The sequence below is a fragment of the Acinetobacter sp. YH12105 genome (genome assembly GCF_013419095.1).
Classification (GTDB): domain Bacteria; phylum Pseudomonadota; class Gammaproteobacteria; order Pseudomonadales; family Moraxellaceae; genus Acinetobacter; species Acinetobacter pseudolwoffii.
Genome location: NZ_VPAU01000020.1, coordinates 1 through 13,185, shown reverse-complemented (window position 1 = coordinate 13,185; position 13,185 = coordinate 1). Strand labels below are relative to the sequence as shown.

The following is a 13,185-nucleotide window of genomic DNA, read 5'->3' as shown; positions in this document are numbered from 1 at the left end:
CTGCTATTCAGACAAAAATAACTGCTGTAAATGCGGATTCAGCCATTTTTGCTGCGGATCCAGTTGCTGGCGCAATCTCATAAAATCATCCCATTTTGGGTAAAGATCACACAGCGAAGCGGCTGTCATGCTGTGCAACTTTCCCCAATGTGGCCGTCCCTGATACTTCTGAAAAATCGGCTCGACCAGATCGAAAATAGCTCGGCAATCCTGTTTATAAAACTGATGAATCGAAATCGAAACCGAATCACGCTGATAAAAAGGACTCAGCCATATCTCATCGGCTTTGACATAACGAAACTCGACTGGAAAGAACATCGGCACATTCTGCTTCCTTAAGGTGGCTAAAACCTCCTGCAGACACTGCAAGCCGGAATCGACCGGAAGCTGATATTCCATTTCGTTAAATCTGGTCTGACGCGGAGTCGGAAAAATCCGGGATGACCAATCTACATAACAACTCGGTTTAACAAAAACACCCAATAATTTTTGCAGATAAGGATTAGATGCAGGAATAAATCGGGTCAATTCAGAACACAAAGTCAATAACGCATCTTCAGATGGCCAGTTCTCCTGCCTTGGCTGAATTTCATCATTCGTTTCATCCAGGGTTTTTAGCATGACCTGATCGGCATGCAGAAATGCCCAAAATTCAATATGCCGGTGCTGATGTTTCCATTGATCGATATGCGCAAATACTTCTTTTAATGGACACAGCCGAATCTGTTCTTTTAATTTATAGCGCGGACGATTTTGCAGGGTAATTTTGGTCAATATCCCCAGACTACCTAACGCCACACGCCCCGCTTGAAATATCTCGGTATTCTGCTGATGATCACATTGCAACAGCTCTCCATCTGCAGTCAGCAATTCAAAACCGTCCACAAAAGCAGATAAACAGGGTAAATCGATGCCGGTGCCATGCGTTCCCGTGGAAATCGCTCCCGCCAGACTTTGCTGATCAATGTCACCCTGATTGGGTAAAGCTTGATTGATCGGGGCAATATATTCACCTAAATCATATAAACGCGTACCAGCGTGCACGGTACATTGAACTTTTGCCTCATCCAAAGCCACCACACCTTTTAAATGATCGAGATGAAGCAGCACATCATTGGTTTTAGCCAAAGCACTAAATGAATGCCCCGCACCTACTGCACGAATCTTTGCCTGTGACTTCACCAAACCTTGTAATTCGCTTATTTCTCTGGGCTGAAAAACTTGAGGAGCGCTGTGCTGACTCCCTGACCAGTTTCGCCAGACTGCATTCGCCTGTTGTATTTTCATTATTATTCTCTGGCTCATATTATTTTACTGACTCAATTAGAGTAAAATACCTAAAAAATCAAATATGGGAACCCACGGGTTCAAAAAAATCAAATAGGGCTAAATATTTTAATTAATATTCAATGACTTAAAATTTATATTAATTTACTCGACTAAAGCATAAATGCAAGATTTCGAAGAAGTGCATATCTTTTCAAAAGGATATGAAAATAACGATACAACGGAGTTTTACCATGGTTAGCGCATACGATGAATTACCGCGTACCCCCGCAAATTTTGTAGCCTTGTCACCTTTACGCTATCTAGATCGTGCAGCTTATATCTATCCGAATCAAAATGCGATTATTCATGGTCAGCGCCGCATTACCTGGCGTGAAAAATACAATCGCTGCCGTCAGTTTGCCAACCAACTCCAAAAATTAGGCATCGGTAAAAATGATACCGTGTCTGTCCTGCTGCCTAACGTCCCTGCCATGATTGAAGCGCACTTTGCTGTGCCAATGGCAGGTGCGGTACTCAATACCTTAAATACCCGTCTGGATGCCAAGACTCTCGCCTTTATGCTGGAACATGCTGAAAGCAAAGTCTTATTGGTCGACCCTGAATTTACTGCACTTGCGACCGAAGCACTGGCGCTGGTATCACAAGAGATCTATGTGATTGATGTGGCCGATGCAGAGTTTGAAGGTGAAGACAGCCGTATTGGTCAAATCGAATATGAAGACTGGATTGCCCAAGGCGATGCAAATTTTGACTGGCATTTGCCTCAAGATGAATGGGATGCCATCAGCTTAAGTTACACCTCTGGCACCACGGGTAATCCGAAAGGTGTGGTCTATCATCACCGCGGTGCCTACATTAATGCCGCCAGTAATATCATTGCTTGTGGCATGATGCCGCGTGCCACCTATTTATGGACACTGCCACTGTTCCACTGTAATGGCTGGTGCTTTGCATGGACTATGGCGGCCAACGGCGGAACCAACGTCTGCCTGCGTAAAGTCGATGCCGAACTGATTTTCAAACTAATTGCTGAACATAAAGTCGATTACTTCTGTGGCGCACCGATTGTCCTGTCAATGCTGATCAATACGCCTGAAGAGAAAAAGACCAAAATTGACCATCGTGTCGAAGTCATGGTGGCGGGTGCTGCCCCGCCGGCTGCAATTATTGAAGGCATGCGTAATATCGGAATTAACGTGACACATGTCTATGGCTTGACTGAAACCTACGGCCCTTCTGCGCTCTGTGCATCACAGGCCGGCTGGAGTGATTTGTCTATTCAGGAACAGGCGCAATTGCATTCACGTCAGGGTGTGCCATATCCGCTACAAGATGGTATGAAAGTGCTTGATCCTGACACCATGCAGGAAGTTCCGCATGATGGTCAGACCATGGGCGAGATCATGTTCCGTGGCAATATCGTGATGAAAGGTTATTTGAAAAATCCGGAAGCGACCGCAGAAGCTTTTGCCGGTGGCTGGTTCCATACCGGCGATCTGGCCGTGTGTCAGCCTGATGGCTATGCCAAAATTACTGACCGATCTAAAGACGTGATTATTTCCGGAGGGGAAAATATTTCCTCGCTAGAAGTCGAAGAAGTGCTGTATCAGCATCCTGCCATTTTAACGGCAGCTGTTGTGGCCAAGCCGGATCCACGCTGGCAGGAAGTACCATGTGCCTTTGTAGAACTCAAAGCAGGACAAACTGCAACAGCGGAAGAGATTATGGAATTCTGCAAACAGCATCTGGCACGTTTTAAAGTGCCTAAAGATGTTGTGATTACCGAAATTCCAAAAACCTCGACCGGAAAATTGCAGAAATTTGTTTTACGCGAATGGGCCAAAGAACGCGCTGAAGGTGAGTTTTCTTAATTCCATACCAGTGTGTTTTTTCAAAATCTACTCAATAAAAAATCGTGCCAAGTTTTCTTAGCACGATTTTTTTTAACTTACCCTCTCCAAACCTATCCCATAGGGAGAGGCTGATCAGAACAGTTACATCTCAACCATTTCCACGCCATCAATACGTGCCACAGTCATCAAGTCTTTATCACCACGACCTGAAACCGTCGCAATAATGATTTGATCCTTGTCCATGGTCGGTGCAAGTTTAGACACATAAGCCATGGCATGTGCGCTTTCAAGCGCCGGAATAATGCCTTCAATCTTGGTTAAATCACGGAAACCCTGTAGGGCTTCATTGTCCGTGATCGGTACATAGTTCACACGTTCCATATCTTTCAGGAAGCTATGTTCTGGCCCCACACCCGGATAATCCAGACCGGCAGAAATTGAATGCGTTTCAATGATCTGACCTTCTTTATCCGACATCAGGTAAGTTCGGTTTCCATGCAGTACACCGACATGACCGGCATTCAATGGCGCTGAATGTTTACCGCTTTCAATACCCAAACCCGCGGCTTCTACACCGTACATTTGCACATCTTGATCGTTCAGGAATGGATAGAACAAGCCCATTGCATTGGAACCACCACCAACACAGGCTACCAAGGCATCAGGCAGACGACCAGCTTGCTCCTGAATCTGACGGCGTGCTTCACGGCCAATAATCGACTGGAAATCACGTACCAGCTGCGGATATGGATGTGGGCCTGCCACGGTACCAATCACATAGTAAGTTGAATCGACATTGGTTACCCAGTCACGCATGGCTTCGTTCATGGCATCTTTCAAGGTTTTAGAGCCACTTTGTACAGGCACAACTGTCGCACCGAGCAAACGCATACGGTACACGTTCATGGCCTGACGTTTGACATCTTCAGCGCCCATAAATACCACGCACTCAAGACCTAAACGTGCTGCAATTGTGGCGGTTGCTACACCATGCTGACCGGCACCTGTTTCGGCAATAATACGTTTTTTACCTGACAATTTTGCAAGCAAGGCCTGACCAATAGTGTTGTTGACCTTATGCGAACCGGTATGGTTCAGGTCTTCACGTTTCAGATAAATTTGCGCACCACCCAACTCTTTCGACCATCGTTCAGCATGATATAAAGGACTCGGACGACCGACGTAAAACGCCAGGTCACGGTCAAATTCTGCCAAAAACTGTGCATCATCTTTCATACGGAAATAGAGCTTTTCCAAGTCTTCTAAAGCCGCCATGAGTGTTTCTGACACAAAACGTCCGCCATGAATACCGAAATGCCCGCGTTCATCCGGGAATTGGGTATAGTCAACTGCCTGACTGTTCTGGCTAGTATTTTGCTGATCCACGATGGACTCCTTGCATAAAGCGTTCTATGAGTTGTTGGTCTTTAATACCTTTTGCGGACTCGACACCGCCACTCACATCTACGGCATAGGCCTGTGTGGTGAGAATTGCCTGTTCGATATTGTCAGGATTTAAACCGCCTGCCAAGATCAAGGGAATATCAAGTTTGGGAAATGTCTCCCAATCGAAGCTGTGGCCCGTACCACCTTTCAGATCAGGATGCCATGCGTCTAACAGAACTGCACTCGCGCCAGCATCTTGATAACGTTGAATTTCTACAACTACATCCAGATCAGGTTTGACCTGAATGGCCTTGTACCAGCGGCGTCCGACCTGTTGAGCGATTGTCTGACATTGTTCCGGCGTTTCATCACCATGGAATTGCACAATATCAAGATGAACCGTTTGCAAGATATCCTGAATCTCATTAGCTGAATGATTCACAAATAGTCCAACCACTTGCACATAAGGTGCAATGGCTTGAACCAGTTGAGCAGCTTGCTCTGCTGTAACAGCTCGGGGACTCGGTGGATAAAATACGAATCCTATCGCATCTGCACCTGCGTTCACCACAGCATGAACATCTTCGACTCGGGTGATTCCACAAATTTTGGCACGGGTTCGCATATTATTCTGGCTCTAGATCTACCAATGTCTTGAACAATCTATAAGATTGGGGCAAATCATTGTAATGCAATTTTTCCGGCTTGCGTAAAGTTCGCACTCATATTTATCTATCTAGATTGTTTAAACCTAAGCCACTCTTTATACTTGCGCCAACTTGCAACAAGTTTAAGCACATGCTTTAGGGAAGTTGGTGCAAATCCAACACTGCCCCCGCAACGGTAAAATGAAACGTTTATCTTTATAAATCAAAATGATTTACACCACTGTAGACGACTATGGGAAGGTGGATATTCAGCACAGCTTTGTGCACATTTCAGTCCGGATACCTGCTTGTTGTGTTCTGTCACTCAATCATTCACGGGGAAGTGAATGTATGGAGCATTACATGTCTATTTATTTTCAACCTACTGCTCTTGTAGGTGCAATCGCACTTGCGTTGGGTATCACTTCACCTGTTTTTGCTACCGAGCAAAAAATTGCAAAAGCATCTTTGGATACCATTGTGGTGACTGCTTCTCGTAGTGAACAAAATATCAAAGATGTACCCGCGCGTATTTCAATTATTGAAGCTGCGACTCTTGAGCAATCTCCTATTGCTTCATTACCAAACTTATTGAAAAAAGAGGCTGCTTTAAACGTCGCTCAGCTCGGCGGTTATGGACAACAGTCCTCTATTTTTATGCGAGGTACAAGCTCTTCACATACACTCGTTCTTCGTGATGGCATGCGATTGAATACAGCATTAAGCAGTTCAGCTTCCTTACCTTTTATTGATACGACTGATCTCAAGCAAATTGAAATTTTAAAAGGCCCTGCATCCGTTCTATATGGCACAGATGCGATTGGTGGTGTGGTACAACTCGTGTCTAAAACACCTGAAAAAACATCTGCATTTATGACTGGTGAAATTGGCGAGAATAAAACCTACAAATCACTTGTGGGTGCCGATTTAGCTGAAGATGGTTTTTATGCGCAAATCCGTGGTCAACGTCTAGAAACTGATGGAAAATCTGTTCTAGATAATGAGGATGAAAACTATTCCTTTGACCAAAAAGGTTTCAGCACCAAATTTGGTGTCGACAAAGACCAATATGCGTTATCTCTTGATTACAGCCAAAATAAAGGCACAAGTGATTACAACGCAGGTAGCCTTACTTCACAAGATTTTGAAAATGAAATGTTTAACCTGAAAGGGCGCATTAACCTAGGTTCACAATTAGAACTCAATGCTCGCTTATCGCAGTTTGATGATCAACTCGATCAAAATGCTGCGAATTATCTGGGTCAGGTCGATTATTCATATAGCACCACTCAAGAAGCTGAAATGTATGCCAAACTCAATTTAAATGATCAGCATCATTTTTTATTAGGCACAACTTACAGCAAGCTTGATGGCGATGTGCTGTCCTATGGAATAGCCTATCAAGGTGATGTTTCATCACAAGGCTATTATGCACAACATCAATATCAATCAGACAAACTTAATACGCAACTTGGCATCCGTGTTGAAGACAACGAAAAATATGGCACCCATACGGTAGGCCAAGCCGCTGCACGTTATGCAATATCACCTCAACTCAGCGTCTATACGAATATCGGCTCTGCTTTCCGTTCACCGAATCTGAATGAGCTGTACAGTGGCGAATCTGCAAATCCAGACCTAAAAGCCGAAGAAAGCCTGTCTTATGAAATCGGCTTAGACCATGCTCTCACTCAAAACTCATCTGTTGCAATTTCTGTATATCAAAATGATATAGATCACATGATCCAAAAAGTAGATGGCAAGTTAAATAATATCAACGAAGCGACACTTCGTGGTGGCGAGCTTGCATGGAACTGGAAAAAAAACGATTGGTTCATTGATGCTGCTTTTGCATATGTGCAAGCTAAAGATAGCAAAGCGGATGTTGCTTTAGCTAAACGACCACGTCAGACCCTCACTCTGACTACAGGCCTGGAAAATGAAGTTTATGGAATGAGTGCTTCTCTTATTGCTCGTTCCAAGTCAAAAAGCTGGAGTGATTCAGACCATAATCCGGGCTATGCGACCGTCGATTTAAATGCCTACTGGAATATCAATCCACATGTCAAAGTCTTTACCAACATAGAAAATGTCGGTGATGTCCGTCATAAGATCGAATACAACTGGAATAATTATTATATTGATGAAGGCCGCCTCGCTTCTGCCGGTGTAACCTTTACATATTAAGTTCAGCGTTTCAATAAATACTTTTGAGCATCATGTCATGCCTATGGCATGATGCTTTTTATTTACAGCATTTAAAAATCAAGGAAATCACATGGGTCACCGTTTAAGTAAGATTTATACCCGCACAGGCGATTCAGGCACCACAGGTTTGGGTGATGGTTCTCGCGTTGCCAAAGACGATTTACGTATTGATGCGCTCGGTGATGTGGATGAACTCAATGCCGTGATTGGTGTATTACGTGCACAGATTTCAGCAAGCACGATTGAAGATAAAGCCACTTGGGACAAATCTTTAAGCCTGATTCAACACTGGTTATTTGATCTCGGTGGTGAAGTGTGTATTCCGGGTTTTAATCTGGTACAACCTGTGTCGATTGATTTTTTAGAAAATGATATCGACCGTATGAATGAAGCCTTGCCAATGCTCAAAGACTTTATTCTGCCTGCTGGCACTTTAGTCTGCAGCTTTGCCCATCAGGCGCGCGCAGTCTGCCGCCGGGCAGAACGTAGCGTGATGTCAGTCCACTCTCGCGACCAGAATATTCAGGCAGCGTCGCTACAACTGCTGAACCGTTTATCAGACTGGCTATTTGTAGCATCGCGCACCTTGCAACGCAGCGAGGGCGGTTCAGAAGTGCTGTGGCAAAAAAATATCAATGACAGCATCGAAAACTAGAATTATTTCTTGATTCTAAATCTAAAAATACGCGTCAGATGTATCTTGATTTTACAGTGCATCTGACGACAATAAGCCTTATCATCTTTTTGTCACATAGCACGCATACAATGAAATCAACTTCTCAATTTATGGGCAGTCTATGCGCATAATTGGTCATCGTGGTGCACGTGGCGAAGCCCCTGAAAATACCCTAGGCGGTTTTCAATATATTCAAGACATCGGTATTCGCGCCGTTGAGTTTGATGTGCGTCAGCTCAAAGACAATGCCTTAATCATCATGCATGATGATGATTTTGTGCGAACCACAGGTTTGCAAAAGCATTTATATGAATGCAATCGTCAAGATCTTGCACACTATAATCATGCTGTGACCTGGTCAGACTGGAATAAAGTCGAAGCCACTCCCCTTTTAAATCAGACCTTAAATGTCATTCGAGACTTTGAGCATATTGAAGTCGAAATCAAAAGTGTCGATTCCGAAGCTGCGGCTGAGAAAATTGCACTGGGCGTTGCACAGCAACTGCAAGGCTATGAGCAGGCGGCCATCATTACCAGTTTTGATGCCAAAGTCCTGCAAGCCTTCAAACAGCAAAATTCCCGGCTAAAACGCGGTTTACTCATCGAAACCGACCTAAAATATCAAGCGATTGATCAGGCGCTAGAACTGGATTGCTGTCATATTGGCTGGATGAATGAGCTGGCCAGCAAAGACCTGATTCAGGCCACCCAGGCTGCTGAATTGAATATCAGTGTCTGGACGGTCAATGATGTGAGCCGAGCCAAAGAGCTGCGTGATTGGGGAATTCAAGGGCTGATTACCGATTACCCAAAACTGATGCTGCAGCAACTCTAAAAAACAGCCTGATTATTGATCAGTTCAAATCGTTTTATTTAAGACAGCTCGATTTCATGTCAAGCTATTAAAGCGTGTCTGACTTTTAGATTGATTCGACTTGAATGTTAAATTAATTTTCTATGAGATATATTCTGCAAATTTTCTGGCAATATTGTAGAAATGATGAACAGTTAAATCGCTTAATATTAGCCCAATTAAATAGTCTAAAAGACCGATAATCCTCAGTCACTTAGTCGGAAATCAAGCCCCGTCTAGACTGGCAAAATGGTCGTTTTTGCCCTACTTATCCTGTTACTGACAAGTACAATACAACCGTACAATAATGCTAGTGATGCTATAGGCCACATGCTAATATAAACAAGATAGGCTGCTGTTAAAATCAACAGTGGTTTCTGCTTTTTGTTAAACCTTCCGAGGTTCTAGGAGTGCTGTTGGAGATGAATGCTCCCTTACCCAAAGCCCCCATTAACTGGATTGCGGTGTTTGCATTGGTGTTATTACCCATTGTCGCCCTGATTGCAATTCCGTTATATGCGTATCACCATGATTTTAGCGCCGCCGCTTGGATCAGCATGTTTGTTTTACTGGGCGTAAGCAGCCTTGGCATTACAGCAGGATACCATCGCCTGTGGGCACATCGTGCTTATGAAGCCACTCTACCATTAAAAATCATCTTAATGATTATGGGTACATTTGCTGTACAGAATAGTATCTTGTTCTGGGCATCTGGTCACCGTACTCATCATCGTCATGTCGATGATGTGGATCAAGATCCGTACTCGATCAACAAAGGTTTCTGGTATGCACATATCGGCTGGATGTTACGTGATTATCCATCAGGTGTGGCAAACTATAAAAATGCGCCAGATCTGTTAAAAGACAAAGTCGTCATGTTTCAGGACAAATACTATATTCCATTAGTGATTGCCGTTCATGCTGCTATTTTGCTTCCAATTGGCTGGGCAGTCGGCGATGTCTGGGGAGTCTTGCTGCTGGGTGGATTAGTGCGTTTAATCCTAAGCCATCATGTGACTTTCTTCATCAACTCGCTGTGTCACATGTGGGGCAATCGTCCTTATACCGACGAGAACACTGCACGTGACAACTTCGTACTTGCGATTGCCACCTGGGGTGAGGGTTATCATAATTACCACCACATTTTCCAGTACGATTACCGTAATGGCGTGAAATGGTGGCAATACGATCCAACCAAATGGTTGATCTGGACCTGCTCTAAACTGGGTTTAGCCAAAAACTTACGTCGTATTCCTAGCTTTAATATCAAAAAAGCGGAACTGGCGATGAAGTTTAAATATGCTGAACAGGATCTTGCGGTCTATGGTCATGATGTTTCTGAAGACATCATTACTGTGAAAACCAAGATTGCTCAGGAATATGATGCCTTTACCCAAACTTTAAATGACTGGGCCAAACTGAAAGAGCAAGAAATTCAGGTGAAAAAGGCTTCTATGGCAGAAAAAATTCACCAGATGGATGACAAACTGAAAGTTGAATTCCAGCTGGTTGAACAGCGTTTATCCCATCACCGGGCAACCTTGAATTTACTGGTTCGTAATTTGAAAAAATCAGCAGTATCTTAATAAAACTGCTCACAAAAAAGCCCCAATCGGGGCTTTTTTTATGTCTGAAAGATAACTTGAACTCTCGTTTATACAACAGTTTTCTACAGGCAACTTTGTTATAGTCAAGGTATTCCAAGCCTGTACTGAGTGCCATGTATTTTAACTCTCGTTATCAAACCCTTCCTGCTGCCCTTTACCACCATCAAGTTCCGCTACCGTTGAAAGGCGCAAAAGCCGGGCATTTTAACGTAGCTTTGGCAGAACAACTGCAATGGTCAGATGAAGACAAAGCGCAATGGGTCGAGATGTGTAGTGGTCAGAAAGTCTTTGCTGAGTTTCAACCCTTGGCCATGGTCTACGCAGGTCATCAGTTTGGTCAATGGGCTGGACAATTGGGAGATGGTCGCGGCCTGTTAATTGCACAGATCCTTGATCAGGAAGGTCAGACTATTGACCTGCATTTAAAAGGTGCGGGTGCAACGCCCTATTCGCGTATGGGTGATGGGCGTGCAGTACTGCGTTCGGTGATTCGTGAATATCTGGCGGGTCATGCTTTAAATTCTTTGGGTGTAGCGTCGAGCAATGCGGTTGGCTTTACTTCCTCAACGCAAGGCATTCAACGCGAAAAGCTCGAACCCGGTGCAATGATGTTACGTACCTCAGACTGTCATATTCGTTTCGGGCATTTTGAATGGATCAATCAATATCAGCCGGATCTGCTGGCTGAATTTACCCAGAAATGTATTGAATGGCATTATCCGGAATGCCTGCAAGCCGAACAGCCGATTCTGAGCTTTGCCACAAAAGTCATTCAGCGCACAGCGGTGATGATTGCCAAATGGCAACTGGTTGGCTTCGCGCATGGCGTGATGAATACTGACAATCTGAATATTACCGGCTCGACTTTGGACTTTGGTCCTTATGGCTTTATGGAACGCTTCCGTCCGAACTGGATCAATAACCATTCGGATTATCAGGGGCGTTATACCTATCAGCAACAACCAAGTATCGGGCACTGGAACTTGTGGCAATGGTTAAACAATCTGGTTCCCCTCTGCCCTGTGAATTATGACAAAGAACAATGGAAACAGGATCTGGCCGGCTGTCTGGAACATTATGAGCCAACATTCTTGGAACATTACAAACACGGTTTAAACCAGAAAATGGGTTTACCAGGTTTCCATAAAGACAGTTTTGACTGTGCGATGGCATTTTTACGAATCTTGCAAAGTGAGCAACTGGATTACACCCAGAGTTTTATCCGCCTGCAAAATAAAGACTATGACGCTATTAAAGATGATTGTCTGGATCGCCGTCAGTTTGAAGCTTTCCTGACACAATATGAAACTATTCGTGCACATCAGGATATTGAAGAACTGGATGCCGCCATGAAGCAAGCCAATCCGCATTACATTCTGCGCAATCACATGGCACAGAAAGCCATTGAATGGGCAGAGCGTGATGATTTTTCCGAAGTCGATCGTTTGTTTAAATTGCTCAGCCAGCCTTATCTGAAACAGCCAGATTTGGAGCAGCCTGAAGATTTAGCGCCATTGCCAAGTGATGTGCCTGAAGTGATGGTGAGTTGTTCGTCTTAATGTATTCACATCCAAAATAAAAACTGTGGATAATTTAAGCATTATCCACAGTTTTATGATGATTTATCCATAGCTTATGACCTTACACACTGTTGCTTCATCGACTGCATTAAAACTACCGGAAGTCACTGTTACTCAACCTTTTGGTGAGGGTTTTGATGTATTTAAAGTCATCGATAAAGTCTTTATATTAGCTTTTCATTTGCAAGGAAAAGCCGCGATTAATTTAAAAGTCGAGCCTGATCACGGCGCCATGCTTCGGGATATTTATCCTTATATTCATACGGGCTGGCATATGAATAAACAGCATTGGATTTCAGTTTACGAGGATGAAGATCTGGATGAATCTTTGATTAAAGATTTGGTGCTGAATTCTTATGAGTTAGTTGTGGCAAAATTAAAGAAAGTTGAAAGACAGAAAATTTCTCTATTAAGAACCAAAAATTAAATAACCTAATACTTCAAGAATAAAATTTCATTGCTCATGTGAGGATGCATGTCAAACATAAAAATGATAGGGATTGCTTTAACCATACTAGTCTTAATCTATCTATTTCCTCAATTCACCAAACCTACTTTAAGCAAGGAGGAACGCTTAGCGCAATTCTCCCCTCCAGGACTCATCACAGATTATTTTGACCGTACAGGGGTCGCTCTTGTTAAAAATGAATCGTATCATTTTCAAAAATTAAATAATCAAATTTATTACTTTTTCCCCATTCCACTTGCTCGATATGGCGTTCCCATTCTAGAAGCAGATGTAAACTCATTTAAAACATTGGCTCAACATTTCCATTGGAAAGATTCTTTTGATCAAGATCAAAATCGAAGAAAAAATATAGCCCTTGATAAGAACAATGTGTATTGTGGATTTCAAAAAATTCCCAATCTAAGCCCTTCTCGTTTAATTTATCTGGGAGGGGGCTATCTGACTGATCATCAAAATACTTATTTTTGTGATTGGAATTTTAGGGCAAGTTGAACCGTACCGGGTTTGTCGGAGACTTTTTATTTAAGTTAGGCCACCTGACCTAACGGGTTAATCTTATCATAGTACATTGCTTCAAACTCAAAAGGCGATACATAACCCAGTGCACTGTGTACAC

At 43.4% G+C, this 13,185-nt stretch carries 11 protein-coding genes and 1 riboswitch; of the genes, 8 read left to right on the top strand and 3 right to left on the bottom strand.

The window, feature by feature from the left end:
* Positions 1-3: 3 nt before the first annotated feature.
* Positions 4-1,287, bottom strand: coding sequence for a D-arabinono-1,4-lactone oxidase (locus FTU44_RS12905; RefSeq protein WP_180051014.1), 1,284 nt, complete (start codon positions 1,285-1,287; stop codon positions 4-6).
* Between the two features lie 233 nt (positions 1,288-1,520).
* On the opposite strand from FTU44_RS12905, the gene FTU44_RS12900 reads away from it, so the two are divergent.
* Positions 1,521-3,161, top strand: a complete 1,641-nt coding sequence (locus FTU44_RS12900; protein ID WP_005095781.1) for an acyl-CoA synthetase — start codon at positions 1,521-1,523, stop codon at positions 3,159-3,161.
* Between the two features lie 123 nt (positions 3,162-3,284).
* Here FTU44_RS12900 and trpB read toward each other — a convergent pair whose 3' ends face one another.
* Complete coding sequence (trpB, locus tag FTU44_RS12895; RefSeq protein ID WP_180040504.1) at positions 3,285-4,529, bottom strand: tryptophan synthase subunit beta; 1,245 nt, start codon at positions 4,527-4,529, stop codon at positions 3,285-3,287.
* On the bottom strand, positions 4,510-5,154 hold the full coding sequence (locus tag FTU44_RS12890; RefSeq protein WP_005095778.1) for a phosphoribosylanthranilate isomerase: 645 nt from the start codon (positions 5,152-5,154) through the stop codon (positions 4,510-4,512). The genes trpB and FTU44_RS12890 overlap by 20 nt, the downstream gene beginning before the upstream one ends.
* A gap of 144 nt (positions 5,155-5,298) precedes the next feature.
* A riboswitch (cobalamin riboswitch) is annotated at positions 5,299-5,503 on the top strand.
* A gap of 36 nt (positions 5,504-5,539) precedes the next feature.
* On the opposite strand from FTU44_RS12890, the gene FTU44_RS12885 reads away from it, so the two are divergent.
* The 7 genes from FTU44_RS12885 (at position 5,540) to FTU44_RS12855 (ending at position 13,061) form a co-directional block, all read left to right on the top strand.
* A complete protein-coding gene (locus tag FTU44_RS12885; RefSeq protein WP_180051011.1) occupies positions 5,540-7,363 on the top strand; it encodes a TonB-dependent siderophore receptor in 1,824 nt (607 codons plus the stop codon).
* A gap of 91 nt (positions 7,364-7,454) precedes the next feature.
* Positions 7,455-8,039: a cob(I)yrinic acid a,c-diamide adenosyltransferase gene (locus FTU44_RS12880; RefSeq protein WP_005172582.1), complete on the top strand. Its 585-nt coding sequence runs from the start codon at positions 7,455-7,457 to the stop codon at positions 8,037-8,039.
* 142 nt (positions 8,040-8,181) lie between these two features.
* Positions 8,182-8,895: a glycerophosphodiester phosphodiesterase gene (locus tag FTU44_RS12875; protein WP_005095772.1), complete on the top strand. Its 714-nt coding sequence runs from the start codon at positions 8,182-8,184 to the stop codon at positions 8,893-8,895.
* Between the two features lie 440 nt (positions 8,896-9,335).
* On the top strand, positions 9,336-10,499 hold the full coding sequence (locus tag FTU44_RS12870; protein WP_005095770.1) for an acyl-CoA desaturase: 1,164 nt from the start codon (positions 9,336-9,338) through the stop codon (positions 10,497-10,499).
* A gap of 134 nt (positions 10,500-10,633) precedes the next feature.
* Entirely contained in the window at positions 10,634-12,079 is a 1,446-nt protein-coding gene (locus FTU44_RS12865; protein WP_180051008.1) for a YdiU family protein, read from the top strand.
* Positions 12,080-12,155: 76 nt separating this feature from the next.
* Positions 12,156-12,527, top strand: a complete 372-nt coding sequence (locus FTU44_RS12860; protein ID WP_180051005.1) for an MmcQ/YjbR family DNA-binding protein — start codon at positions 12,156-12,158, stop codon at positions 12,525-12,527.
* 48 nt (positions 12,528-12,575) lie between these two features.
* Positions 12,576-13,061, top strand: coding sequence for a DKNYY domain-containing protein (locus FTU44_RS12855; RefSeq protein ID WP_180051002.1), 486 nt, complete (start codon positions 12,576-12,578; stop codon positions 13,059-13,061).
* Positions 13,062-13,185: the final 124 nt, after the last annotated feature.